This is a genomic window from Agromyces sp. NPDC056389 (genome assembly GCF_042262385.1).
Taxonomy (GTDB): Bacteria; Actinomycetota; Actinomycetes; order Actinomycetales; family Microbacteriaceae; genus Agromyces.
On sequence record NZ_JBHJPN010000001.1, the window covers coordinates 213,267 to 239,311 of the forward strand.

A 26,045-nucleotide genomic window follows, 5' to 3' on the forward strand; every position below is an offset into this window, starting at 1 on the left:
CGTCGCGGTCCGAGACGACGGATGCCGCTAGCCGACCGCCTGCGCGAAGCCGAGCGACGCGTCGGCGAGATGCGAGAGCTCTGCGGGAAGCTCTCGACCCTTCGCATGCATCGACTGGGCCCAGAGGCGGCCTGCCCGGTAGGAGGAGCGCACGAGGGGGCCGGCGAGGACGCCGAGGAATCCGATCGCCTCGGCCTCCTCCTTGATCTCGATGAACTCCTCGGGGCGTACCCAGCGCGCGACCGGCAGGTGCCGCGGACTCGGTCGCAGGTACTGGGTCACCGTGATGATGTCGGTGCCGGCGTCGTGCAGGTCCTGCAGGGCCTGCGAGACCTCCGCCCGCTCTTCGCCCATGCCGAGGATGAGGTTCGACTTCGTGATGAGGCCGGCATCACGGCCCTGCGTGATCACGTCGAGCGAGCGTTCGTAGCGGAATGCCGGGCGGATGCGCTTGAAGATGCGCGGAACGGTCTCGACGTTGTGGGCGAACACCTCGGGGCGTGCGGAGAACACCTCGCCGAGCAGCTCGGGCACGCCGTTGAAGTCGGGCACGAGGATCTCCACTCCCGTGCCGGGCGACTGCCGGTGGATCTCGCGGATCGTCTCGGCGTAGAGCCAGGCGCCGCCGTCGGGCAGGTCGTCGCGGGCGACGCCCGTGACGGTGGAATAGCGGAGCTGCATGCGCACCACCGATTCACCCACGCGGCGCGGCTCGTCGGCGTCGAAGTCGGCCGGCTTGCCGGTGTCGATCTGACAGAAGTCGCAGCGCCTCGTGCACTGCGATCCGCCGATGAGGAAGGTCGCCTCGCGATCCTCCCAGCACTCGTAGATGTTCGGGCAGCCGGCTTCCTGGCACACGGTGTGCAGGTCTTCGCTCTTCACGAGCGACTGCAGCGCCCGGTACTCGGGCCCCATCTTCGCGCGTGTCTTGATCCACTCGGGCTTGCGTTCGATCGGCGTCTGGGCGTTGCGGACTTCGAGGCGCAGCATCCTGCGCCCCTCTGGTGCGGTGCTCACGCGGCGATCGCCGCCTCGGCGCGGAATCGCGCGGAGATCGGCTCGACGAGATCGGCCGGGGTCACGGTGCGACCAAGTTCGCGGCTGATCGTCGTCACTCCGGCGTCGCGGATGCCGCAGGCGACGATCCGTTCGTATGCGTCGAGCTCGTTGCTCGCGTTGAGGGCGAAGCCGTGCATGGTGACGCCGCTCTCGACCCTGATGCCGATGGCCGCGATCTTGTTCTCGCGGCCCGGCGGGCCGACCCAGACGCCGGACCTGCCGTCGACGCGTCGCGACTCGAGACCGATGTCGGCGAGGACGTCGATGAGGATGCCCTCGAGCCGACGGACGTAGCCGACGACGTCGATGGGTTCGGGCAGGCGCAGGATCGGATACCCGACCAGTTGGCCGGGGCCGTGCCAGGTGATCTTGCCGCCGCGATCGACGTCGATGACGGGAGTCCCGTCGGTCGGCCGTTCGTCGGGCGCAGTGCGCTTGCCGGCGGTGTAGACGGAGGGGTGCTCCAGAAGGAGTACGGTGTCGGGGCGTTCGCCCCCGACAACCGCGCGATGGACGGCGCGCTGAAGGTCGAGACCCTCGATGTACGGCACGGAGTTGGCGCTTAGCCCCGTGACGACGATGTCGAGCATGGGAAACAGCTTAGGTCACTCCTCCTCGACAGCGGTCTTCGACGGGCTCGACTCCGCAGACCGGCGACTGACACGGCGGTGACGAGCGGCGGCGGGCAAGCTCGACGGCATGGTTCGATCCTCGAGGCGAGGCCCCCGTCGTGGCTCCAACGACGGCTCCGACGCCGGCCCGTCGATGCACGATCTCCGGCCCGCTGGGGAGTCGACCATCGCCGGCTACCGGTTGTTGCGACGCATCGCGTCGGGTGAGCGCGCCGACGTGTTCCTCGCCGCCGTCGACGGCACGGCCGATGAGCCGGCGCCGCTCGTGGTCGTGCGGGTCTACGACGCTGCCGCGAGCGGGGCGGCGCTCGCCCTCGAGATCGAAGCGATGTCGACGGATGCCTCGGGCTCGCTGCCCGCGCTCTACGATGTCGCGACGCTCGACGACGGGCGTTGCGCACTCGCAGTGGAACGTCTCGCGGGCGCATCGATCGCTCGGGTCATCGCCGAGCGTCGCATCGCTCCAGGCGAAGCGGTCACGATGCTCGCGCCGATCACCGTCGCGGTCGGAGAGCTCGCACGGCGAGGATTCGTGCACACGCGGCTCTCACCGGCAGACGTCCTGCTCGACGGTCAGGGGCGCCCGCGGCTCACCGGTCTCGGCGGGCTCGAGCGGCTCCCGGTGCCGCCTCACGAGCGCACTCCGCTCCTTCGCGCGGGCCACGTCGCCCTCGCCGACCTGGTTCTCGAAGTGACTGCTTCGACGGAGCGGCCCGAAGCGTTCGCCGCGGTCGTCGAACTGATGCGATCGCGACTGACGACCCGGCCGTTCATGCCGTGCGAAGCGGAGCTCGAACGGGCGCTCTTCGCGGCCGCGCATCCCTCACCGATTCGTGGCATCGAGGTCGCAGCGCCTCGGGCGGGCCTTCCGTCGCGGGTGACGGCACCGCTCGCCGTTCAGCTTCACGAGGAGCACGGCGACGATGCATCCGATGCTCCCGCGCGAGGCGCGATCCGCACCGTGCTCGATCTCGCGCAGTGGCCCGGCTTCGTGGCAGACGGGCGTCGAGGCGTGAACCCGGCTGGGTCGTCCAGCACTCAGAACTCGCCCGTCGGCGTCGTGAGCCGTGTGCGTACGATCCTGCGTCGGCGGAGACCGGCACTCATCGTCGGTTCCCTGATGGGCGGCGGAGCGCTCGTCGTGGTGCTCACGCTGGTGCCACCCGGGGCGAGCGGTGCCGTGTCCTCGGGCGACGGACGCGAAGCACCCGCGCGGGTCGACCGGGCGGTGGCCGCCGAACCATCGGAACCGGCCGCACCGGCCGATGGCGGGGCCGTCACCGCAGAAGGTGCGACGTCCGGAGATGATGTGGTGGCGGCCGTGCAGGCCCTGCTCTCCCGACGCGCTGGGTGCTTCGATCAGCTCGATCTGGCCTGCTTGGAGACGATCGTGCAGCCGGGGTCCGCCGCAGAGGCCGACGACGTCGCGGCGATGGGCGTCGCCCGCGACGGGGGAGCCCCGCCATCGGCCTTCGATCCGTCGCGAATCGCCGTGGCCGCCGAGATGGGCTCGGCGGTGCTCGTGACCGTTCCCTACGCAGACGTCGAACGAGAACCGGCCTCGCTCCTCGTGATGAGGGGCGAGGCCGGTTGGCGACTTCGAGAGATCTTCGGCTAGATGCCGAGGTCCGCCTCGAACGCACCCTCTTCGAGCCGCTGCTTGACCGCGGTGAGGAAGCGGGCGGCGTCGGCGCCGTCGATGATGCGGTGGTCGTACGAGAGCGCCAGGTAGACCATCGAACGCACGGCGATCGCGTCGGCGCCATCGGTCGAGACGACCACGGGACGCTTCACGACGGTGCCGGTGCCGAGGATCGCCGACTGCGGCAGGAACACGACCGGCGTGTCGAAGAGCGCACCGCGCGAGCCGGTGTTCGTCAGGGTGAAGGTGCCCCCCGACAGCTCATCGGGCTTCAGCTGGTTGTTGCGGGTGCGCTCGGCGAGGTCGGCGATCTGCGCGGCGAGGCCGGCGATGTCGAGCTCGGCCGAGTCGCGGATCACCGGCGTGAGCAGGCCGCGCTCGGTGTCGACCGCGATGCTCATGTTCTCTTGCGCCGGGTAGACGATGCTATCGCCGTCGACGGTGGAGTTGATGATCGGGTACGCGCGGAGCGCCTCGGCCGCTGCCATCGCGAAGAACGGCAGGAACGAGAGCTTGTTGCCGGTCTTGGCGAGGAAGTCGCCCTTGACCTTGTCGCGCAGGCGCGCAACACGGGTCACGTCGACCTCGACGACGGTCGTCAGCTGCGCGGTCGAGGTCATCGAGACCACGGCGCGCTCGGCCACGACCTTGCGCAGGCGCGTCATCGGCACGGTCGTGCCGCGCAGCGGCGAGATCTCGAGCTCCTGACGGGCCGGAGCGGCCTCAGCGGATGCCGCGGGAGCGACGTTCGCCGAGATGACGTCCTGCTTGCGGATTCGACCGCCGACGCCCGTGCCGGTGACACTGGCGAGGTCGACGCCCTGTTCGTTCGCGAGCTTGCGGACGATCGGGGTGACGTAGCCGGCGGGGCCGGCGTGCGAACCACCGGTCGGCGCTGCCGGAGCTGCCGGTGCGGCAGGCTCGGCCACGGGTGCTGCAGGAGCAGCAGGAGCTGCCGGTGCCTGTGCGACGGGCTCGGCGACGGGTGCTGCGGGAGCGGCCGGCGCCTGTGCGACGGGCTCGGCGACGGGTGCCGCAGGAGCGACCGGTGCTGCCGGTGCCTGTGCGACGGGCTCGGCGACCGGTGCTGCGGGCGCGACGGGCTCCGCGGCGGGTGCCGGGGGAGCAGCCGGAGCAGCCGGTGCCTGAGCGGCCGGCTCGGCGACCGGTGCCGCAGGCGCGGCCGGCTCGGCAGGAGCTGCCGGAGCAGCCTCGGTGACGGGCGCTGCAGCCTCGGGAGCGGCCGGAGCAGCGGCTGCACCCGATCCGTCGCCGATCGTCACGAGCGCAGTGCCGACCTCGACGGTCTCGTCCTCCTGGACGAGGATCGCCTCGATGACACCCGCGACGGGCGACGGGATCTCGGTGTCGACCTTGTCGGTCGAGACCTCGAGCAGCGGCTCGTCGACCTCGACACGGTCGCCGACATTCTTCAGCCAGCGGGTGACCGTGCCCTCAGTGACACTCTCTCCGAGTGCCGGGAGGCTGACGGATTCGCTCATGCGCTTGTCTCCTTCACAGCGTGGGAACGCTTTCTAGCTTATTGCAGTCGTGGATGGGTACGACGTGTTCAGATGGCGTGGAGCGGCTTGCCGGCCAGCTTCAGCACGGCTTCGCCGAACGCCTCGCCCTGGGTCGGGTGGGCGTGGATGAACGGGGCGATGTCTTCGGGGTAGGCCTCCCAGTTCACGGCGAGCTGGGCCTCGGCGATGAGCTCGCCGACACGGCCGCCGATCATGTGCACGCCGACGATCGGTCCTTCGTTCACGCGGACGACCTTGATCGAGCCCGACGTACCGAGGATCGAGCTCTTGCCGTTGCCGGCGAGGTTGTACTCGAACGACGAGACCTGGTCGGCGCCGAACTTCTCGGCTGCCTTCGCCTCGGTGTAGCCGACGGACGCGACCTCGGGCTCGCAGTACGTGATCTTCGGGATGTTCACGTCTTCGACGACGATCGGGGCGAGGCCCGCGATCTCCTCGGCGATGAAGATGCCCTGCTGGTAGCTGCGGTGCGCGAGCTGGAGCCCGGGGACGATGTCGCCGGCGGCGTAGACGCCAGGGACGCTCGTCTCGAGGCGGTCGTTCGTGATGACGAAGCCGCGGTCGATCGTGATGCCGGCCTCTTCGTACCCGAGGTTCTGGGTGACCGGGCCGCGGCCGACGGCGACGAGCAGCAGCTCGGCCTCGTAGGTGGTGCCGTTCTCGAGCGTCACGACGACGCCGTCGTCGTTCTGGGTCACGCTCTGGAAGCGCACGCCGAGCGAGTACTCGATGCCGCGCTTGCGGAACGCGCGCTCCAGCTGCTTCGAGATGGTCTCCTCCTCGTTGGGCACGAGGTGGGGCAGCGCTTCGATGATGGTCACGTCGGCGCCGAAGGAGTTCCAGACGCTCGCGAACTCGACGCCGATGACGCCGCCGCCGAGCACGGCGACCTTCTTGGGGATGAAGTCGAGCTCGAGCGCCTGCTCGCTCGTGATGACGCGGCCGCCGATCTCGAGGCCCGGCAGCGAACGCGAGTAGGAGCCCGTGGCGAGCACGACGTTCTTGCCGACGTAGCGGTCGTCGCCGACAGCCACGGCGTTGGCGCCGACGAGGCGGCCCTCACCGGCGATCACGGGGATGCCGCGTGCCTTCAGCAGGCCCTGCAGGCCCTTCCACTTGCTCGCGACGATGCCCTCGCGGTACGCCGAGACGCCGGCGATGTCGACGCCCTCGAACGAGGTCTTGACACCGTACTTCGCAGATTCGCGGGCCACCTCGGCGACCTCTGCCGAGTGCAGCAGGGCCTTCGTGGGGATGCAACCGCGGTGGAGACACGTGCCGCCGAGCTTGTCCTTCTCGATCACCACGGCGGTCATGCCGAGTTCGACGGCACGGATCGCAGCGGCGTAACCGGCGCTGCCTCCGCCCAGGACGACAATGTCAAAGTTCTGCTCGGACAAACGCTCTCTCCCTTGCGCACCAGATCTGCGACACGGACTGCTCCCGGTTCGTTGCCGGGACAGGGTGTATGGGCGAGGATCTCGCCCATATGACCTTACTACCCTGCGACGAGCTGCTCGCCCAGGCGGACGAGCGTGCGAACGGCGACGCCGGTGGCGCCGGAACCGGTGAAGCCATGGCCCGCTGCGGTGTTGTGCGACGGCCCTGCGATGTCGAGGTGCGCCCACGGGATGCGCGTCTCGGTGCCCGTGCGGAGCCCGACGAACTCCTGCAGGAAGACGCCTGCGAGCAGCATGCCGGGCACCGTCATGCCGAGCTTGGTGTTCGCGAGGTCGGCGACGTCCGACTTCAGGTACGGCATGAGGTCGCCGGGGAGCGGCATCGGCCACGTCGACTCGTCGACCTGGTCCGCCGCTGCACGTACCTGCGCGACGAGCTCCTCCTCGCCCATGAGGCCCGCGATGCGGTGGCCGAGTGCGACCATCTGAGCACCGGTCAGGGTCGCGACGTCGACGATCGCGTCGGGCTGCTCCTCGCTCGCGGCGACCAGGCCGTCGGCGAGCACGAGCCGGCCCTCCGCATCGGTGTTGATGACCTCGACGGTCTTGCCGCCGCGGATCCGCAGCACGTCGTTCGGGCGCACCGCGGTCGAGGAGGGCAGGTTCTCGGCGATGCAGAGCCAGCCGGTGACCCGGATCGGCACCTCGAGCTCGGCGAGGGCCACCATGGCAGAGAGCACCGTCGCGGCACCCGCCATGTCGGTCTTCATGCCGACGAGCGACATCATGGGCTTCAGCGAGATGCCGCCCGAGTCGTACGTGATGCCCTTGCCGACGAGGGCGAGGTGAACGGATGCCCCGGCCGGCGTGTAGTCGAGGCGCACGAGCCGCGGACCGCGGCTCGAGCCCTGACCGACGGCGAGGATGCCGCCGAACCCGTCGGCCGCGAGCGCCTCCTCGTCCCAGACCTTCGATCCGATGCCCACGACAGCGGCCGTCTCGACGGCGATCTCGGCGAGGCGCGCGGGGAACAGGTCGGCGGGCGGCATGTTGACGAGGTCCTTCGTGGTCGCGACGGCGGAGACCACTGCACGGACGCGGTCGAGACTGATCGCGGCGTCGTCGAACACGGAGTGCAGCACGATGGTCGTCGGTCGCGGCCTCGACTCCGAACGAAAGCCGTCGTACCCGTAGGCGCCGAGCCCGGCGCCCTCGAGCAACGCGGAAGCGGCGTCGGCGTCGGCGGTCGGCACGGCGATCGCCACCGTGACCTCGCCCTTCAGCTGGCGGAGCGCGCTGCCGGCGGCCAGGCGGAGGCTCGGGGCATCCGCTCGCTCGCCGACGCCCACCACCGCGACGATGCGGGGGCCGCCCGCTGCACCCGGGAGGCGGATGAGCTCTTCGGCCGTGCCGCCGACGCCGAGCGTCTCGAGCGCGGCAGCGACCCACTCGAAGCCGTCCTCGGCGAGGAGCTCGCGGCCGTCGGCGCCCTTTCGAACGGCGAGCAGCACGACATCGGCATCGGAGGTCGCAGCGGGGGAGTCGGTCACGGAGAGGGAGGGAACAGCCATGCGACCGATCGTACGTGTTCGCTCTCGGCATCACGTGGACGACCGGTGATCCGGAGGCGGGCGCAATCGGTCTCAGTAGGCTGGAAGCATGCGCGACCCCCGCTCCCTGTACGAGTTGAACCCCGACGTGATCGTTCCCGCCGGGCTTCCGCTGGTTGCGGGTCTCACCGGCTACGCCGACGCAGGCGGGGCCGTCGCGCAGACGACCGAGTACCTGCTCTCCACCCTCGACAGCACGGTCGTGGCATCCTTCGAGGCCGACGAGCTGCTCGACTATCGCGCCCGGCGGCCGATCATCCTCTTCGAGGGCGACCACCTCACCGAGTACACGCCGCCGCGACTGAGCCTCGACCTCGCGGTCGACGAGCTCGGCCAGCAGTTCCTGCTCCTCACCGGGTTCGAGCCCGACTACCAGTGGCAGCGGTTCAGCTCGGCCGTGCTCGACCTGATCGAGCGGTTCGAGGTCTCGTCCACCACCTGGATCAACTCGATCCCCATGCCGGTGCCGCACACGCGGCCCGTCGGCGTGACCGTGAGCGGCAACCGCTCCGAGCTCATCGAGGCCATGTCGATCTGGCGGCCGACGACGCAGGTGCCCGCCAACGTGCTGCACCTCGTCGAGTTCCGGCTCCAGGAGCTCGACCACCCGACCACGGGCTTCGTGCTGCTCATCCCGCACTACCTCTCCGACGCCGAGTACCCCTCCGCCGCGATCACTGCGCTCGAGGCGATCAGCGCCTCGACCGGTCGCATCTTCCCGACTGATGCGCTGCGCGAGCAGGGGCGGGACTTCGTCGCCCGAATCGATGAGCAGGTTGCAGAGAACGCCGAGCTCGCGAAGCTCGTCGGCACGCTCGAGCAGCGGCACGACTCCTACATGGAGGGGACCACGCTCCGGTCGCCGCTCACCGACGAAGACGGCGAGCTGCCGTCGGCCGACGAGATCGCCGCCGAGCTCGAGAAGTTCCTCGCCTTCCGCCGCGCGAACGACGACGACACGCCGCGCGGACGCTGAGCCCGGGGAATGCCCGTCGCGGCCTCGATGTTGTAGCAACAGGAGGGCGAGTCGGGCCCGTTCAGGCGGTTTGCGGTGCACGGGTCTGTATAATGGAGGCAGGACCCGTTCTGGCCCGCTGGCGTGGTGAAAGACCATGCCGATGCAGCGGACTTGACATGGGTCCTCATAGTGTCCGAAAACGACCGGACCGAGTGCATGAGCCGAGTCCGTGAGGGCACGAGCGCACGACGGTAGGAGAGGTTCAACGAATGGCAACGACGAAGGCTGCGAGCGAGGCGGAGAAGCCCGCTGCGAAGCGCGCGACCGCCGCGAAGTCGACCGCCGCGAAGACGCCCGCGAAGGCTGCGGCCACCCCCGCGGCGAAGACGCCGCGCGCAACGACCGCGAAGGCCGCGACCAAGCCCCGGGCCAAGGCGAAGGCCAAGGACGAAGACGAGGGTGAAGAAGTCGTCGACATCGAGGTCGCAGAAGGTGCCGAAGATTCGGCCTCCGACGGCGACGATGACGACACGAAGGCCGTCGCGGTCGAGCCGCACCCCACTGGCGCGCTCGTGCTGCGCGCGGTCGACGACGAAGACGAGGTTCCGGTCTACTCGAGCGCCATCACCGGTGCGACGGCCGACCCCGTCAAGGACTACCTGAAGCAGATCGGAAAGGTCGCGCTCCTGAACGCGGCCGAAGAGGTCGAGCTCGCGATGCGCATCGAGGCGGGACTGTTCGCCGAAGAGAAGCTCTCGCACATGACCGACGCCGAGAAGCGCTCGCAGCTCGGCCGCGAGCTGCAGTGGGTCGCGAAAGACGGACAGCGCGCGAAGAGCCACCTGCTCGGCGCGAACCTCCGCCTCGTGGTCTCGCTCGCGAAGCGCTACACGGGTCGTGGCATGCAGTTCCTGGACCTCATCCAGGAGGGCAACCTCGGCCTCATCCGTGCGGTCGAGAAGTTCGACTACACCAAGGGCTTCAAGTTCTCGACCTATGCGACGTGGTGGATCCGCCAGGCGATCACCCGCGCGATGGCCGACCAGGCGCGCACCATCCGCATCCCCGTGCACATGGTCGAGGTCATCAACAAGCTCGCCCGCGTGCAGCGCCAGATGCTGCAGGACCTGGGTCGCGAGCCCACGCCCGAAGAGCTCAGCCGCGAACTCGACATGACCCCCGAGAAGGTCATCGAGGTGCAGAAGTACGGCCGCGAGCCAATCTCGCTGCACACGCCGCTCGGTGAAGACGGCGACAGCGAGTTCGGCGACCTGATCGAGGACACCGAGGCGGTCGTCCCGGCCGACGCGGTGGGCTTCACGATGCTGCAGAAGCAGCTCGAGTCGCTCCTCGACTCGCTGAGCGAGCGCGAGGCCGGCGTCATCCGCATGCGCTTCGGCCTCGGCGACGGCATGCCGAAGACGCTCGACCAGATCGGCGACACCTTCGGGGTCACGCGTGAGCGCATCCGCCAGATCGAGTCGAAGACGATGGCGAAGCTGCGTCACCCCTCGCGTTCGCAGTCGCTCCGCGACTACCTCGAGTAGGCCGCAGGTGCGCTACGCGCCGGCGATCCTCGTCGGCAGGCTCACCCGATTCGCCGCCCGGCTGCGCAAGCCCGGCGGCGGATCGGCTGTTCCCGGCCTGGTCGTCAACCGCATCGCCCCGAAGTACCTGAAGCGCACGCTCTCGGGCTTCCCTCAGGGCCTCGTCGTCGTCTCGGGATCGAGCGGCAAGTCGACCACGACCAAGATGCTCGTCGCGATCCTTCGCGCCCACGGCGTCGACGTCTTCACGAACCCATCGACGGCGAACATCAGCCAGGGCCTCACCTCGGCGCTGCTCGAGCAGGCCGATTGGCGCGGCCGCGTGCCCGGCGAGGTCGCGGTGCTCGAGATGGACGAGGGCCACGGCGCCCTCGTCATGCAGGGCGTCGACGCGCGAGTCGTGTGCCTCACGAACGTCATGGTCGACCAGATCGACCGGTTCCACGACTCCGAGATGGTCGCCTCCATGCTCGCTCGCATCGCCGCGCGCGCGGGCGAGTCGATCGTCGTGAATGCCGACGACGCGTACCTCGAGCGCCTGGCGGAACGGGTGCGCCCCGAGGTGGCCGTGCATCGCTTCGGTGTCACCGACACGGTGCTCGCAGCCTCGCCTCGGGGCCTCGGCTACACCGAGACGAGCAGCACCCGCCTCTCGAGCGGCACCGACGTGCTCGTCGAGACGGTCGACGGCGCCGCTGCGGTGCTCGACGACGCCGGGGCCTCCGTCTCGATCGGCCTGCCGGCACGTGGCGTGCACTACGCCGTCGATGCGGCCGCGGCATACGCGACGGCCAAGGCGGTGCTCGGCGATCGCTTCTCGAGCCCGACGGCGGCCGACGCGCTGAGCGCCATCCCCGCCGTGTTCGGCCGGGGCGAGCGCACCACCGTTCGCGGTCACGACGTCGAGTTCGTGCTCGTCCAGAACCCGGCGAGCTACCAGCTCAACGTCGACAGCATCGCGCCCGGCACCGAGCAGATCCTGTTCGCGATCGGTTCCGACGTGCGCGACCCCTCCTATTTCTGGCCGGCGGATGCCGGTTCGCTCGGGCGGGTCTCGATCGTGACGGGTTCGAAGTCGGCCGAGGCTGCGCTCATGCTCGCCTACGACGGCGTCGAGATCGACCGCGTCGAGCCCGATCTCGGCACCGCAGTCGACGACTTCCTGGCGATGCCGGCCCCCGAGTCCGGAGTCAAGACGATCGTCTTCACCGCCGACGCCATGCGACGCACTCGCGCCCACCTCGGACTCGCTGGAGCAGAATGACCCTCTCGATCGTCTCGTTGCTTCCCCGACTCCAGAACACGAACGGCGACGCCGAGAACGCCAGGGTGCTCGCGACGCGCGCGCGCTGGGCCGGCCTCGATGCAGAGGTCGTCGACGTCGAGTCGGCTGCGCAGCTGCCGCCGCGGGTCGACGCGATCGTGCTCGGCTCGGGCAGCGACTCGTCACTCGACGAGAGTCGCGAGCTGCTGCTCACGATGCATGACGAGTTCCGCCGCTGGGGCACCGAAGGGGTTCCGATCCTCTCCATCGGCACCGGCTGGGAGCTCCTCAGCTGGGGCATCGAACTCGCCAGCGGGCGGAGCGTCGAGGGCCTCGGCATCCTGCCCGGCCGTTCGGTGCCGCGTGCCAACCGCGTGACCGGCGACGTCGTCGTGAAGAGCCCGCGCTTCGGCATGCTCGTTGGCTTCGAGAACCACGCCCGCGATTACGTGGGGGCCGAGGCCTCGCCGCTCGGCCGTCTCCGTGCAGGCCACGGCAACGGCCGCGACTCCGGCCAGGAGGGCGCGGTCATGGGCGACGTCTACGGCACCCACCTGCATGGCCCGGTGCTCGCCAAGAACCCGGTGTTCGCCGATCGCCTGCTCGAGACGATGGCATCCCGCGCCGGGCTCGAGTACGTCGCAGGGGCGCGCGCGAAGGCCGTCGACGCCTATGCGTCGGCCGCACGTGCTGCGCAGCTGGCTGCGGCCGGCGTTTCGATCTCCGAGTCCTGAGACCGGCCGAGTCCTGAAACGACGAACGCCCCGGACGAGCCGGGGCGTTCGTGGAGTCGGTCGGTCAGCTGCGATCGGCGAGCAGCTTGCTCGACTCGTCGTGCCAGCTGTGCGCGATCTGCGAGAGCTTCTCCTGGTGCTTGCGACCGTGGTGGGCGCAGAACAGCAGTTCGCCGCTCGCGACGACGACGCGGATGTACGCCTGCGCGCCGCAGGCATCGCATCGATCGAGCGCGGTGAGCTCGTAAGGGGTCTCGAGTTCATCGACCGCACCGGTGGTCTCGGTGTACTGGGTCATGGCTCCTCCTTCGTCGCTCATGCGTGGTGTTCCGTTCATCAATGAAAACACGAGTACGGGCCGGTTCCTTCCGTTGGGCCGGGCATTTCGCTCAGCGCGTAGTGGCTGAGTGGATGTGTCGGTGCAGCTCAGTAGGCTTGCTTGACGTGAGCTCCGACTATTCCGCCCGCCATCTCTCCGTGCTCGAGGGCCTCGAGGCCGTGCGCAAGCGACCCGGCATGTACATCGGTTCGACCGACTCCCGCGGCCTCATGCACTGCCTCTGGGAGATCATCGACAACTCGGTCGACGAGTCGCTCGCGGGTCACGGCAACGAGATCGGCGTGACCCTGCACCCCGACGGCAGCGTCGAGGTGCGCGACCGCGCACGCGGCATCCCGGTCGACATCGAGCCCAAGACGGGGCTGTCGGGCGTCGAGGTCGTGTTCACGAAGCTGCACGCCGGTGGCAAGTTCGGCTCGGGCTCCTACGCCGCCTCCGGTGGCCTGCACGGTGTCGGTGCGTCTGTCGTCAACGCGCTCTCCGAGCGACTCGATGTCGAGGTCGACCGCGACGGCAAGACCTGGGCCATGTCGTTCCACCGCGGCGAGCCCGGCAACTTCGCCGACTCCGGTGCGCCGTCGCCCGATGCGCCCTTCACGCCGTTCGAGCAGCGCAGCGAGCTGCGGGTCGTCGGCAAGGTGGCGAAGGGCGTCACCGGCACGCGCATCCGCTACTGGGCCGACCGGCAGATCTTCACGAAGGGCGCCGAGTTCCAGACCGAGGAGCTCCTCGGTCGCGCACGGCAGACCGCGTTCCTCGTTCCCGGGCTCGCGATCGACGTCACCGACGAGCGCGGCGAGGCCCCGCACACCACCTCGTTCCAGTTCGAGGGCGGCATCTCCGAGTTCGTCGAGCACCTGGCGACCGATGCCCCGCTCACCGATGTCTGGCGACTGACCGGCTCCGGTCATTTCACCGAGACCGTGCCCGTGCTCACCGAAGGCGGCGCCATGGTGCCGACCGAACTGAAGCGCGAGTGCGTCGTCGACATCGCGCTGCGTTGGGGCACCGGCTACGACACGGTCATCCGCTCGTTCGTCAACATCATCGCGACGCCCAAGGGCGGCACGCACCAGGCGGGCTTCGACCAGGGACTCCTGAAGTTCCTGCGCCAGCAGGTCGAGCAGAACGCTCGACGGCTGAAGGCCGGCAACGACAAGCTCGAGAAGGACGACGTGCTCGCCGGCCTCACGGCCGTCGTGACGGTGCGCCTGCCCGAGCCGCAGTTCGAGGGCCAGACGAAGGAGGTGCTCGGCACGCCCGCCGCGCGCTCCATCGTCTCGAGCGTGTTGACGAAGGAGCTCGGCGCGCGCTTCGCCTCCACGAAGCGCGACGACAAGAACCAGGCGGCCCTGCTGCTCGACAAGGTCGTCGCCGAGATGAAGTCGCGCATCTCAGCGCGCGCACACAAAGAGACGCAGCGCCGCAAGAACGCGCTCGAGAGCTCGTCGCTTCCCGCGAAGCTCGTCGACTGCCGATCGAACGACGTCTCGCACAGCGAGCTGTTCATCGTCGAGGGCGACTCCGCCCTCGGCACCGCCAAGCTCGCGCGCGACAGCGAGCACCAGGCGCTGCTGCCGATCCGCGGCAAGATCCTGAACGTGCAGAAGGCGAGCGTCGCCGACATGCTGGCGAACGCCGAGTGCGCCTCGATCATCCAGGTGATCGGCGCCGGGTCGGGCCGCAGCTTCGATCTCGAGGCCGCCCGCTATGGCAAGGTCATCCTGATGGCCGATGCCGATGTCGACGGCGCGCACATCCGCACGCTGCTGCTCACGCTCTTCTTCCGCTACATGCGACCGATGATCGAGAACGGCAGGGTGTTCGCAGCGGTGCCGCCCCTGCACCGCGTGGTCGTGATGAACCCGGGTTCGAAGCCGAACGAGACGATCTACACGTACTCCGAAGCCGAGCTCAAGGGCGTGCTCGCGACGCTCGATCGGCAGAAGAAGCGGTATCAAGACCCGATCCAGCGATACAAGGGACTCGGCGAGATGGACGCCGATCAGCTCGCGACGACCACGATGGATCGTCGGCACCGCACGCTCCGTCGCGTGGGCATCGGCGACGCCGAGAACGCCGGGCGGGTGTTCGAACTGCTCATGGGCACGGATGTCGCGCCGCGCAAGGAGTTCATCATCGAGAGCTCCGACTCGCTCGAACGCGACCGCATCGACGCCTGACGTTCAGCCGGCGCTCGGCCGTATGTTCTGGTTCAGGTGGAAGACGTTGCCGGGGTCGTACGCGTCCTTGACCGCGGTCAGTCGCGCCAGCTGGTCGGCGGAATAGGCGCGGCGGATCCCGGCGTCGCCGTCATCGCCGAGCACGTTGACGTACGCTCCGCTGGAGAACCCGTCCATCGTGCTCGCGTAGCGTCGTGCGGCCGCCATCCTCAGCGCGTCGTCGTCGGGTGAGCGCCAGCGCGATGCGGCGACGAACTCGAACGCCGTGTCCCGCCTCGAGAAGGCGGTCGCATCGCCGGGCACCTCGGCGATGGCGCCGCCGTACGCCTGCAGGCTCACGTCGGGCGACAACCCGCCATCGCGAGCGAGCAGCGCATCGATCAGGTCGTCACCGAGCTCACGGAAGTAGTGTCCCTTCCAGTACCGACGCCATTCGTGGCCCTCGATGTCGTCTTCACGGGTCTGCAGCTGCAGGTAGCTGAGCGGATCGATCGAGGAACGGGCGGGCGCCGCCACTTCGGCGAGGCGTCGCTCGAGCTCGTCGATCCGCGGACGAGCGGCGACCGGATCGCCGACCCACACGAACCCGAGCGCGACCGTCGCTCCTGAGATCGTGGTGGTGAAGGTGGCCTCCCTCGGCGCGTCGGCAGCGAGGTCTCGCCAGACGCGCATCGCGGCCGCAGTCGCGTCGTCGTCGATCGAATAGTGGAACTCGACGGAGATCGCATCACCGGGTTCGGGGTGCAGCGCGAACTCGAACGCGGTGACGATGCCGAAGTTGCCCCCGCCGCCGCGCAGCGCCCAGTCGAGATCGCTGTGGGAGTCTCGGTCGACCCGCAGCCGCTCACCGTCCGCCGTGACGAGCTCGAACGCGATCACGTTGTCGCAGGCGAGCCCGTGTCGCCTCGCAAGCCACCCCATGCCGCCGCCGAGGGTGAGTCCGCCGACGCCCGTGTGCGAGACGTTGCCCGCCGTCGTGGCGAGGCCGTGCTGCTGCGTTGCTCGATCGAGGGCGCCGAGGAGCGCGCCGCCCTGCACCCGCGCACGCCGCTCGGCCGCGTCGACCTGCACGTCGCCCATGGGGCGGAGATCGATCATGAGCCCATCGTCGGGCACGGCGTGGCCGACGATGCCGTGCCCGCCGCAGCGCACGCCGATCTCGAGGTCGTGCCCGGCGGCGAACCGGATGGCGGCGGCGACGTCGTCGGCATCGGCGCAGCGCGCGATGTATCGCGGCCGCCGGTCGATCATGCCGTTCCAGACCGTGCGGGCTTCGTCGTAGCCGTCGTCGCCGGGCTCCAGCACGGTGGTTCCGGCGAGATCGCGCAAGGTGGCGTGCACCATGGATGGCCCTCCCGTTCGCCCGCGAGCCGGCGCGCGAACGCGTGCGGGCGCTCATCGACGGGCACGGCCGAATATGCCCCTCCGGCGCGCCCGCGTCAACCCCGGGCGACGGGCGTCAGCCGATGCGCGTGCCGACCGCGCCGACGACCGCCTCGAGCGCCTGGCCGGAGGCGTCGCGCTTGGCGCCGCTGTCGGGCAGCGTGCGAGCCGTGCCATCAGGCCCGACGGCGAGGGCGGGGGAGCGGCCGACCCAGGCGAGGTGCAGTGCATCTTCGCCCTTCAGGAAGCGCTGTGCACGCACGCCGCCGGTCGCGCGGCCCTTGGCCGGGAACTCCGCGAACTCGCTGACCTTGGCGCTGCCGGGGTCGGTGCCGAGCAGCGTGTCGGTCGTCGCCGCGATCGTGACCACGACCGTCTCGGGCACGTCGCCTGCGGCGATGCTCGTGAAGTGCACGACGTGTGCGCCGTTGCCGAGGTTGATGCCGGCCATTCCACCCGCGGGGCACCCCTGCGGCCGCACCGTCGCAGCCGGGAACCGGAGCAACTGCGCATCGCTCGCGACGAACACGAGTTCGTCGCTCTCGTCGCCCTGAACTGCGCCGACGACCTCGTCGCCGGCCTTCAGGCCGATCACCTCGAACTCGGGCTTGTTCGGGTAGGCGCCGGTCGACACCCGCTTGACGACACCCTGCTTCGTTCCGAGCGCGATCGATCGATCGGCGTCGAGGGAGACGATCGCGAGCACCTTCTCGTCGCGGTTCGGCAGTGCGAGGTAGTCGCCGATCTTGACGCCCGCGCCGAGCTGCACCGAAGTCGGCGGCAGCATCGGCAGGTCGACTGGCGTGAAGCGGATGAGCCGGCCGAGGCTCGTCACGGCGCCGATCTCGGCCCGGCTCGTCGTGTCGAGCGTCGAGCGGATCGCGTCGTGCTTGCTGCGACGAGCGGGCACGGTGATGGCGGGTGCGCCCTCGTCGCCGACGGGCAGGTCGACGCGCGCGATGCGACCGGTGGCCGAGAGGAAGACTCGGCAGGGCACGTCGGCGACCTCGAGGATCGCAGCGGCGCGCTTCGCGGCGGCACCGGCGATGCTCGGCCGGGCATCGGTGAGCAGGGTACGCCGCGGAGTGCCGAAGCGCTCGGCGATCTCGGCGAGTTCGTCGGAGACGAGTGCCTCGATGCGGTGCCGGCTCGAGAGCAGCGCCTCGAGCTCGGCGATCTCTGCGCGGAGCTTGTCGCGCTCGGCCTCGAGCTCGATGCGCGAGAACTTCGTGAGTCGCCGCAGCTGCAGCTCGAGGATGTAGTCGGCCTGCACCTGGCTGAGATCGAACACCTCGATCAGTCGGGCACGGGCGGCGGCGGTGTCATCGCTGCCGCGGATGAGCTGGATGACCTCGTCGATGTCGAGGATCGCGATGAGCAGGCCGTCGACGAGGTGCAGGCGCTCGCGTCGGCGAGCCAGGCGGTACTCGGAGCGACGGGTGACGACCGAGATGCGGTGCGCCACGTAGACCTGGAGGAGCTCGCGCAGGCCGAGGGTCTGCGGGCCGCCGTCGACCAGTGCGACGTTGTTGATGTTGAACGAGTCCTCGAGGGGCGTCAGCCGGTAGAGCTGTTCGAGTACGGCGTCGGGGCTGAACCCCGTCTTGATGCCGATGACGAGCCGCAGGCCGTTCGTGCGGTCTGTGAGGTCGGTGACGTCGGAGATGCCGTTGATCTTCTTGGCGTTGACGCCGTCCTTGATCTTCTCGATGACCTTCTCGGGGCCGACGAGGTAGGGCAGCTCCGTGACGACGAGTCCGGTCTTGCGGGCCGTGATCGACTCGACGCTCACCTTTGCGCGCGTCTTGAAGCTGCCGCGCCCGGTGGCGTAGGCGTCTTTGATGCCCGAGAGGCCGACGATCGTGCCGCCGGTGGGCAGGTCGGGTCCGGGCACGTACTCCATGAGCTCGTCGAGCGTGGCGTTCGGGTGCGCGATGAGGTGCCGCGCGGCGCCCACGACCTCGATGAGGTTGTGCGGCGCCATGTTGGTCGCCATACCGACGGCGATGCCGCTCGCGCCGTTGACGAGCAGATTCGGGTAGGCCGCTGGCAGCACCTCGGGCTGGGTGAGCTGATTGTCGTAGTTCGGCACGAAGTCGACGACGTTCTCGTCGAGTCCCTCGGTCATCGCGAGCGCGGGGGAGGCGAGGCGGGCTTCGGTGTAGCGCGATGCGGCGGGGCCGTCGTCGAGCGAGCCGAAGTTGCCGTGGCCGTCGATGAGCGGCACGCGCAGGGTGAAGGCCTGGGCCATGCGCACGAGGGTGTCGTAGATCGCCGTGTCACCGTGCGGGTGGAGCTTTCCCATGACCTCGCCGACGACGCGCGCCGACTTCACGTGACCGCGATCGGGCCGCAGCCCCATCTCGGTCATCTGGTACAGGATGCGTCGTTGCACGGGCTTGAGACCGTCGCGGGCGTCGGGCAGCGCTCGCGAGTAGATGACGGAGTACGCGTACTCGAGGAACGAGCCCTGCATCTCGTTGGCGACGTCGACATCTTCGATGCGCTCGACGATCGGGTCTTCGGCGGGCTGGTTCTTTGCTCGGGTCATCCGTCGTCTCTGGGGCGGGCGTGGCATGCACGCAGGGAACAGGGGCGCGCCCGGCCTGTGCCAGACTGGGCGCGATGTCTGCAATGCTACCGGTGCCGGCCGACACCGCCCCGCGCCTTGCCGGGGTCCTCGGCAGTTCGATGTCGGCCGTCCTGGGCCTCCCGAACGAACTGGGCCTTCCCCGGGCATCGGCCGTCGTCGTCGTGCTCGTCGACGGGCTCGGCGCCTCGAACCTCCAGGCGAGAGCCGGGCACGCGAGGTTCCTCGCCTCCCGCATGGCGAAGCGCGACGTGCTCCGCACCGTGTTCCCCTCGACCACTGCGGCCGCGATCGCGACCTTCGCGACCGGTCGACCCCCTGGCGAGCACGGCCTCGTGGGCTACCGCGTGCTGGATGCCGCCCACGACCGCGTCGTCAACCAGCTGAGCGGATGGGATGCCGGCATGCCGCCGGAGACCTGGCAACGGCTCCCGACGCTCTTCGAGACGATGCGCGAGGCGGGTGTCGCCGGCTACGCCATCGGCGCCGCCAGGTACTCCGACTCGGGCTTCACGCGCGCCGTGCTCCGCGGGGCGGAGTACCGCCCCGGGGGATCCGTCGCCGACCGCTTCGCCGAAGCCGATCGCATCCTCGCGACCGGTGAGCCCGCCGTGGTCTACCTCTACGTGCCCGAACTCGACCAGGCTGCGCACGCGCACGGCTGGGAGTCCGACAGGTGGCTCGGCCAGCTCGAGACGCTCGACGGCGAACTCGCGGCCTTCGAACGACGGATGCCGCGTGGCGCGGGCCTGCTCGTCACGGCCGATCACGGCGTGGTCGACGTGCCGATGCATCGACACGTCTTCATCGACGACCGGCCCGAGCTGCTCGTCGGGGTGCGTCACGTCGGGGGAGAGCCGCGGTGCGTGGCGCTGTACTTCGAGCCCGGGCTCGAGGCATCCGCTCGCACCGCGCTCGTCGAAGGATGGCGCGCCGCCGAGGGGCATCGCTCATGGGTGCTGAGCCGCGACGAGGCGATCGAGGCGGGACTCTACGGCGAGGTCGCCGACGAGGTGCGCGATCGCATCGGCGACATCATCATCGCGCCGCGTGCTGGCATCGCCTACTACGACCGCAGGGAGCCGAACCGCCAGGCGGAGGCCATGATCGGCCAGCACGGATCGCTGAGCGATGAGGAGACACGCGTGCCGCTCGTTCGCGCTGGGGCCTTCAGCCGCAACTGACGAGGGGTCGCCGAGACACGTGCTCGGGCGCCTCGAGGCGAGCGATGCGCCGCCCCGAGGCATCCGGGATCACTCGGGGTAGTTCCAGCGCTTGACCTGCGGCTTCGGCAGGCGCAGCGGGCGCAGCTGCAGTGCGCGCATCGCGGCGTACCAGCGCACGCGCTCGACCTTGTCGGCGCCGAACTTCGCCGCGAGCTTCTTCGTGACGATGAAGCCGAGCACGACCGAGTCGATCACCGCGACGAGGAAGAACGCCCAGAGCGAGAGGATGCCGATGGACTGCACCTCGGGGCTCGGCACGAACGTCAGCAGGATCACGGCGAACATCACGGGGATGAGCACCTCGCCGATGCTGAACCGCGCGTCGACGTAGTCGCGCACGTACTTCTTCTGGGGGCCGCGGTCGCGGGCGGGCAGGTAGCGCTCGTCGCCGACGGCCATGCCGACGCGCGCGCGCTCGCGCGACTCCGCCGCCTTGGCACGGGCCTGCTTGGCCGCCTCTTTGCGGTCGTTCGGCACGAGCGGACGCTTGCGCGCCGCCTCCTGCTGCGCCCGGCTCGGCGTGGGCGCACCCTTGCCGGCCTTCAGGCGAGCCTGGGTCTCTTCGAGCGTCTCGGCGCTCGGTTCTTCGGTGTTGTTCGGGTTCTTGGCCACGGGATTCCTCGAATCGGTTCCCCTTAAGATTACCGGCATGACCGAGTCTCATCCCGCCGTCGGCGGAACTTCCGACCCCACCTCCACGAGCGACGCGCTGCGCAGTGCCGTCGAAACCGCCTTCCCAGCCACGATCGCCGATCTCACGCGACTCGTGAGGATCCCCTCGGTGTCGTGGGCGGCCTTCGACGAGGCCCATGTCGAGGCGAGCGCCGAGGCCGTCGCCGAGCTCGTGCGCGGTCTCGGGGTCTTCGACCTCGTCGAGATCCGCCGCGCCGCGATCGGTGAGGGCTACGGCGCGGGCGCGGGCACGGATGCCGCGCTCGGCAAGCCGGCCGTCGTCGCGCGCCGTGCCGCGCGCAACGGGCGACCCACGGTCCTCCTCTACGCCCACCACGACGTGCAGCCGCCCGGGGAGGACGCCGACTGGGAGTCGGCGCCGTTCGAGCCGACGCTCCGTGGCGACCGCCTGTACGGGCGCGGCGCGGCTGACGACAAGGCCGGCGTGATGGCGCACATCGGTGCCATCCGCGCGCTCACGGAGGTGCTCGGCAGGGACTTCGACCTCGGCATCGCTCTCTTCATCGAAGGGGAGGAGGAGTCGGGTTCGCTCTCGTTCGCCAACTTCCTGCACGAGAACCGCGAACTGCTCGAGGCGGATGCGATCGTCGTCGCCGACTCCGGCAACTGGGACCTCGAGACTCCGGCCCTCACCGTCGCGCTTCGCGGCGCGGTGGCCTTCCGCATGCGGGTGACCACGCTCGCGCACGCCTCGCACTCCGGGATGTTCGGGGGAGCGGTGCCCGATGCCATGCTCGCGGCGATCCAGCTGCTCGCCACCCTCCACGACGCAGACGGCTCCGTCGCGGTCGCGGGACTCACCTCGGCCGACCTCGAGACTCCCGCCTACGACGAGGCGCAGCTCCGCGCGGAGACCGGTCTGCTCGACGGCGTCTCGCCGATCGGGCGCGGCGAGATCCTCTCGCGTATCTGGGCGCAACCGGCGATCACGGTCACGGGCATCGACGCACCCTCGGTGGCCAATGCCTCCAACACGCTCGTGCCGAGCGTGGCCGTGCGCGTGAGCGCTCGTGTGGCACCCGGTCAGCGCGATGTCGACGCCCTCGCCGCGATCCGCTCGCACCTCGAGGAGCGTGCGCCGTTCGGCGCGAAGCTCGAATTCGACGCCGTGGAGCTCGGCAACCCGTTCCTCGTCGACACGTCGGGCTGGGCCGTGGCGGAGTCGAACGCGGCGATGGCCGAGGCCTGGGGCAAGGAGCCCGTCGAGATCGGCGTCGGCGGGTCCATCCCGTTCATCGCAGAACTCGTCGCGGAGTTCCCCGCCGCCCAGATCCTCGTGACCGGTGTCGAGGATCCCGACTCGCGTGCGCACAGCCCCAACGAGTCGCTGCACCTCGGGGTGTTCCAGCGTGCGCTGCTGAGCGAGGCCCTCTTCCTCGCCCGTCTCGACGCACGGAGCGAGGATTCCTGAGAGCGTGCAGGGTGCGACCGCCATTCCTGCCGTTACCATGGAAGAAGGTTCCGCGTTCCCTGACGCACCGAGGAGAGACATGAGCGACACGATCATCGAGACCGCGCACGGCGTGAAGCTGAGCGACCCCGCCGCCGACAAGGTGCGCAGCCTCCTCGAGCAGGAGGGCCGCGACGATCTGCGTCTGCGCGTGGCGGTGCAGCCGGGCGGCTGCTCGGGCCTCATCTACCAGCTCTACTTCGACGAGCGCCTGCTCGACGGCGACGCCGTCGTCGACTTCGAGGGCGTCGAGGTCGTCGTCGACAAGATGAGCGTGCCGTACCTCGATGGCGCGTCGATCGACTTCGAGGACACGATCCAGAAGCAGGGCTTCACGATCGACAACCCGAACGCGGAAGGCAGCTGCGCCTGCGGTGACTCGTTCCACTGACGCACCCTGATCAGCTCCGAAGGGAGGTCGCGAAAGCGACCTCCCTTCTGTGTTTTCGCCGATAGGGCGGGAAATCAGCACTCCGACGCGCCCGACACCGCGCCTGAGTGCACACCCCGGGGGTCGAGTCGGAGTAGGCTAGACAACGATCACCGCGCTTCACTGTGAAGCGCCTTCGAGTCTCCCGAAAGGTCACCGGTGCGCAACAACCGCCGTCTCCGATGGGCTGCAATCCCGATCGCAGCGTCGCTCAGTCTCGTCCTCGCAGGGTGCACGCAGGCCCAGTTGAACGGATTCCTCCCCGGATTCGTCGAGGGTGAGGCGCCGGTAACGAACCACACCGAGCGTGTCTCAGGCCTCTGGGTCACCTCGTGGATCGTGCTGTTGATCGTGGGTGTCATCACCTGGGGTCTCACGATCTGGGCCGTCGTCGCCTACCGTCGCCGCAAGGGCCAGACCGGCCTTCCGGTGCAGCTGCGCTACAACATGCCGATCGAGGTCTTCTACACGATCATCCCGCTGATCCTCGTGCTGGGCTTCTTCGCCTTCACCGCACGCGATCAGGCGGCGATCGAGCAGCGCTTCGCCGAAGACCAGATCGACGTCAAGGTCGAGGTCATCGCCAAGCAGTGGGCATGGGACTTCAACTACGTCAAGGAAGACGTGTACTCGCCCGGCATCCAGGGCCAGCTCTCCGAAGAGGGCCCCAAGGGCTCGCTCGTGCAGGAAGAGCTGCCGACCCTGTACCTGCCCGTCGGTGCGAACGTCGAGATCGAACTCGAGTCGCGCGACGTCATCCACTCGTTCTGGGTCGTGGACTTCCTCTACAAGAAGGACATGTACCCGGGTAAGACCAACTACATGTCGTTCGTGCCCGAGCGCGAAGGCACGTACGCGGGCAAGTGCGCCGAGCTCTGCGGCGAGTACCACTCGCTCATGCTCTTCAACGTCGAAGTCGTCTCGCAGGCCGAGTACGACGACTACATCGAGTCGCTCCGCGACGCCGGCCAGGAAGGCCAGTTGTCGAACGAGTACGACCGCAACCAGAACCTGCCCGGTACGGGCGCGCCCGAATTGAAAGAGGAGCACTAAGCCGCGATGAGCACCACGACCGCACCGGCTCGCCCCTCTGCGAGCACGCTTCCGTTCGGCGCTTCCAAGGTCGAACGCAAGGGCAACATCCTCGTCAAGTGGATCACGTCCACCGACCACAAGGTCATCGGGTACATGTACCTGATCACCGCGTTCATCTACTTCTGCATCGGCGGCGTCATGGCGCTGATCATCAGGGCGCAGCTCTTCGAGCCGGGCCTCGAGATCATCCAGACGCGTGAGCAGTACAACCAGCTCTTCACGATGCACGGCACGATCATGCTGCTCATGTTCGCGACCCCGCTGTTCGCCGGGTTCGCCAACGTGCTCATGCCGCTGCAGATCGGCGCTCCCGACGTGGCGTTCCCGCGTCTGAACGCCTTCGCCTACTGGCTCTTCAACTTCGGCTCGCTGATCGCGGTCGCCGGCTTCTTCACCCCGCAGGGTGCCGCGTCCTTCGGATGGTTCGCCTATCAGCCACTCGCATCGACGACGTTCTCGCCAGGTGTCGGCGGAAACCTCTGGATGCTCGGCCTCGGCCTCTCCGGCTTCGGCACGATCCTCGGTGCTGTGAACTTCATCACCACGATCATCACGATGCGCGCGCCCGGCATGACCATGTTCCGCATGCCGATCTTCACGTGGAACACCCTCGTGACCTCGATCCTCGTGCTCATGGCCTTCCCGGTGCTCGCGGCGGCGATCCTGGCAGCCGGTGCCGACCGCATCTTCGGCGCCCACGTGTTCGACCCCGCCAACGGCGGTGTCATCCTGTGGCAGCACCTCTTCTGGTTCTTCGGCCACCCCGAGGTCTACATCATCGCGCTGCCGTTCTTCGGCATCGTCTCCGAGATCTTCCCGGTGTTCAGCCGCAAGCCGATCTTCGGATACAAGACCCTGATCTACGCGACCATCGCGATCGCGGCGCTCTCGGTCACGGTGTGGGCGCACCACATGTACGTCACCGGCTCCGTCCTGCTGCCGTTCTTCGCCCTCATGACGATGCTCATCGCAGTGCCGACGGGTGTGAAGATCTTCAACTGGATCGGCACGATGTGGCGCGGCTCGATCACCTTCGAGACGCCGCTCATCTGGTCGCTCGGCTTCCTCATCACCTTCGTCTTCGGTGGTCTCACCGGCGTCATCCTCGCGTCGCCGCCGCTCGACTTCCACGTGTCCGACACGTACTTCGTCGTCGCGCACTTCCACTACGTGGTGTTCGGCACCGTCGTCTTCGCGATGTTCGCCGGCTTCTACTTCTGGTGGCCGAAGTGGACCGGCAAGATGCTGAACGAGACGCTCGGCAAGTGGCACTTCTGGCTGCTCTTCATCGGCTTCCACACCACGTTCCTCATCCAGCACTGGCTCGGAGTCGTGGCGATGCCCCGCCGGTACTACTCGTACCTGCCCGAAGACAACATCACCTGGATGAACCAGCTGTCGACGATCGGCGCCGGCATCCTGGCCGTCTCGATGATCCCGTTCTTCCTGAACGTGTACATCACGGCTCGTCGGGCGCCCAAGGTGACGGTCAACGACCCCTGGGGCTACGGAGGCTCGCTCGAGTGGGCGACCAGCTGCCCGCCGCCGCGTCACAACTTCACGTCGATTCCGCGTATCCGTTCGGAGCGTCCTGCGTTCGACCTCAACCACCCCGAGGCGGGCATCCCGGTCGGCATCGGTCCGGCGAAGGACGCACCGCAGTCGCCCACGTATGACGCTGCTTCGGAGGAGATCAAGTAATGCGCGCGAACGTCAACCTCTTCTGGATCCTGACGGTCTTCCTGCTGATCGTCGCGGGTGTCTACGTCGGGTGGAGCTGGGCCGACAACGTGTCGCATGGCCTCAACCACCCCGAGTGGGCCGGGTCCGTCGCGATCACGCTGACGGCCGTGCTGAGCGCGTTCATCGCGTTCTACCTCGGCCGCGTGCACAAGGCCCAGGGTGCTGAACTGCCCGAAGACCGTCTCGACGCGAACATCGACGATGGTGACGCCGAGCTCGGATTCTTCAGCCCCTGGAGCTGGTGGCCGATCGTGCTCGCCGGCGCAGCAGCGCTCATGTTCCTCGGTCTCGCAGTCGGCTTCTGGATCTCGTTCATCGCGGTCGGCATCGGCGTGATCGCCCTCGTCGGCTGGGTGTACGAGTACTACCGCGGCAACTTCGCCCGCTGATCTCAGCCGGCTGACTGAACGGCCCCGTGCGCGATGCGTACGGGGCCGTTTCGTGTGTGGGCACCGCTGCCGGTGACTCCATCGTCGCTGCAGGTGGGTGTTCACCGGCAACGGGGACCGGTGCTCTCCCGCC

Annotated in this window: 21 protein-coding genes; 12 read left to right on the forward strand and 9 right to left on the reverse strand. The window is 68.9% G+C overall.

Annotated elements, in window-relative coordinates; all coding sequences use genetic code 11:
• Nucleotides 1–27: 27 nt before the first annotated feature.
• Nucleotides 28–1,017: a lipoyl synthase gene (gene lipA / locus ACFCVM_RS01035; protein WP_375832821.1), complete on the reverse strand. Its 990-nt coding sequence runs from the start codon at nucleotides 1,015–1,017 to the stop codon at nucleotides 28–30.
• Entirely contained in the window at nucleotides 1,014–1,649 is a 636-nt protein-coding gene (lipB, locus tag ACFCVM_RS01040) for a lipoyl(octanoyl) transferase LipB (protein ID WP_375832823.1), read from the reverse strand. The genes lipA and lipB overlap by 4 nt, the downstream gene beginning before the upstream one ends.
• A gap of 109 nt (nucleotides 1,650–1,758) precedes the next feature.
• Here lipB and ACFCVM_RS01045 point away from each other — a divergent pair, with 109 nt between their 5' ends.
• The gene (locus ACFCVM_RS01045; RefSeq protein WP_375832825.1) at nucleotides 1,759–3,309 is read left to right on the forward strand and encodes a hypothetical protein; all 1,551 of its coding nucleotides are present in this window, start codon (nucleotides 1,759–1,761) and stop codon (nucleotides 3,307–3,309) included.
• Here ACFCVM_RS01045 and ACFCVM_RS01050 read toward each other — a convergent pair.
• From ACFCVM_RS01050 to ACFCVM_RS01060, 3 genes are all read right to left on the reverse strand, one after another.
• Entirely contained in the window at nucleotides 3,306–4,835 is a 1,530-nt protein-coding gene (locus ACFCVM_RS01050; protein WP_375832827.1) for a 2-oxo acid dehydrogenase subunit E2, read from the reverse strand. The genes ACFCVM_RS01045 and ACFCVM_RS01050 overlap by 4 nt on opposite strands.
• A 68-nt stretch (nucleotides 4,836–4,903) precedes the next feature.
• Nucleotides 4,904–6,277, reverse strand: a complete 1,374-nt coding sequence (lpdA, locus tag ACFCVM_RS01055) for a dihydrolipoyl dehydrogenase (protein WP_375832829.1) — start codon at nucleotides 6,275–6,277, stop codon at nucleotides 4,904–4,906.
• 98 nt (nucleotides 6,278–6,375) lie between these two features.
• Nucleotides 6,376–7,848: a leucyl aminopeptidase gene (locus ACFCVM_RS01060; protein ID WP_375832831.1), complete on the reverse strand. Its 1,473-nt coding sequence runs from the start codon at nucleotides 7,846–7,848 to the stop codon at nucleotides 6,376–6,378.
• A gap of 88 nt (nucleotides 7,849–7,936) precedes the next feature.
• Between ACFCVM_RS01060 and ACFCVM_RS01065 the strand changes: the two genes are divergently transcribed.
• The 4 genes from ACFCVM_RS01065 to ACFCVM_RS01080 all read left to right on the forward strand — a co-directional run bounded on the left by ACFCVM_RS01065 (nucleotide 7,937) and on the right by ACFCVM_RS01080 (nucleotide 12,390).
• A complete protein-coding gene (locus ACFCVM_RS01065; protein ID WP_375832833.1) occupies nucleotides 7,937–8,863 on the forward strand; it encodes a proteasome assembly chaperone family protein in 927 nt (308 codons plus the stop codon).
• 251 nt (nucleotides 8,864–9,114) lie between these two features.
• Nucleotides 9,115–10,392 carry an RNA polymerase sigma factor gene (locus ACFCVM_RS01070; RefSeq protein ID WP_375832835.1) on the forward strand — a complete coding sequence of 426 codons (1,278 nt, stop codon included), beginning with the start codon at nucleotides 9,115–9,117 and terminating at the stop codon, nucleotides 10,390–10,392.
• Nucleotides 10,393–10,399: 7 nt separating this feature from the next.
• A complete protein-coding gene (locus ACFCVM_RS01075; protein WP_375832837.1) occupies nucleotides 10,400–11,656 on the forward strand; it encodes a Mur ligase family protein in 1,257 nt (418 codons plus the stop codon).
• Entirely contained in the window at nucleotides 11,653–12,390 is a 738-nt protein-coding gene (locus ACFCVM_RS01080) for a type 1 glutamine amidotransferase (protein WP_375832839.1), read from the forward strand. The genes ACFCVM_RS01075 and ACFCVM_RS01080 overlap by 4 nt, the downstream gene beginning before the upstream one ends.
• A 64-nt stretch (nucleotides 12,391–12,454) precedes the next feature.
• Here ACFCVM_RS01080 and ACFCVM_RS01085 read toward each other — a convergent pair whose 3' ends face one another.
• Nucleotides 12,455–12,688, reverse strand: coding sequence for a hypothetical protein (locus ACFCVM_RS01085; protein WP_056008697.1), 234 nt, complete (start codon nucleotides 12,686–12,688; stop codon nucleotides 12,455–12,457).
• A gap of 113 nt (nucleotides 12,689–12,801) precedes the next feature.
• Here ACFCVM_RS01085 and ACFCVM_RS01090 point away from each other — a divergent pair, with 113 nt between their 5' ends.
• Nucleotides 12,802–14,913: a type IIA DNA topoisomerase subunit B gene (locus ACFCVM_RS01090; RefSeq protein WP_375832841.1), complete on the forward strand. Its 2,112-nt coding sequence runs from the start codon at nucleotides 12,802–12,804 to the stop codon at nucleotides 14,911–14,913.
• 3 nt (nucleotides 14,914–14,916) lie between these two features.
• On the opposite strand, the gene ACFCVM_RS01095 is transcribed toward ACFCVM_RS01090, so the two are convergent.
• Together ACFCVM_RS01095 and ACFCVM_RS01100 are read right to left on the reverse strand one after the other, a co-directional pair.
• On the reverse strand, nucleotides 14,917–16,257 hold the full coding sequence (locus ACFCVM_RS01095) for an FAD-binding oxidoreductase (RefSeq protein ID WP_375832843.1): 1,341 nt from the start codon (nucleotides 16,255–16,257) through the stop codon (nucleotides 14,917–14,919).
• A 115-nt stretch (nucleotides 16,258–16,372) separates the two neighbouring features.
• On the reverse strand, nucleotides 16,373–18,847 hold the full coding sequence (locus tag ACFCVM_RS01100) for a DNA topoisomerase (ATP-hydrolyzing) subunit A (RefSeq protein WP_375832845.1): 2,475 nt from the start codon (nucleotides 18,845–18,847) through the stop codon (nucleotides 16,373–16,375).
• Nucleotides 18,848–18,921: 74 nt separating this feature from the next.
• Here ACFCVM_RS01100 and ACFCVM_RS01105 point away from each other — a divergent pair, with 74 nt between their 5' ends.
• On the forward strand, nucleotides 18,922–20,070 hold the full coding sequence (locus ACFCVM_RS01105; RefSeq protein ID WP_375832847.1) for an alkaline phosphatase family protein: 1,149 nt from the start codon (nucleotides 18,922–18,924) through the stop codon (nucleotides 20,068–20,070).
• Between the two features lie 69 nt (nucleotides 20,071–20,139).
• Here the strand turns inward: ACFCVM_RS01105 and ACFCVM_RS01110 are convergent, their stop codons facing one another.
• Nucleotides 20,140–20,724, reverse strand: a complete 585-nt coding sequence (locus ACFCVM_RS01110) for a DUF3043 domain-containing protein (RefSeq protein ID WP_375832849.1) — start codon at nucleotides 20,722–20,724, stop codon at nucleotides 20,140–20,142.
• Between the two features lie 37 nt (nucleotides 20,725–20,761).
• Between ACFCVM_RS01110 and ACFCVM_RS01115 the strand changes: the two genes are divergently transcribed.
• From ACFCVM_RS01115 to ACFCVM_RS01135, 5 genes are all read left to right on the forward strand, one after another.
• Entirely contained in the window at nucleotides 20,762–22,216 is a 1,455-nt protein-coding gene (locus tag ACFCVM_RS01115; protein WP_375832851.1) for a dipeptidase, read from the forward strand.
• A 79-nt stretch (nucleotides 22,217–22,295) separates the two neighbouring features.
• The gene (erpA, locus tag ACFCVM_RS01120) at nucleotides 22,296–22,646 is read left to right on the forward strand and encodes an iron-sulfur cluster insertion protein ErpA (protein WP_022894430.1); all 351 of its coding nucleotides are present in this window, start codon (nucleotides 22,296–22,298) and stop codon (nucleotides 22,644–22,646) included.
• Nucleotides 22,647–22,844: 198 nt separating this feature from the next.
• Nucleotides 22,845–23,738, forward strand: coding sequence for a cytochrome c oxidase subunit II (coxB, locus tag ACFCVM_RS01125; protein ID WP_115958034.1), 894 nt, complete (start codon nucleotides 22,845–22,847; stop codon nucleotides 23,736–23,738).
• Between the two features lie 6 nt (nucleotides 23,739–23,744).
• Nucleotides 23,745–25,481: a cytochrome c oxidase subunit I gene (gene ctaD / locus ACFCVM_RS01130; protein WP_204459475.1), complete on the forward strand. Its 1,737-nt coding sequence runs from the start codon at nucleotides 23,745–23,747 to the stop codon at nucleotides 25,479–25,481.
• Entirely contained in the window at nucleotides 25,481–25,912 is a 432-nt protein-coding gene (locus tag ACFCVM_RS01135) for a cytochrome c oxidase subunit 4 (RefSeq protein ID WP_375832854.1), read from the forward strand. The genes ctaD and ACFCVM_RS01135 overlap by 1 nt, the downstream gene beginning before the upstream one ends.
• Nucleotides 25,913–26,045 lie beyond the last annotated feature (133 nt).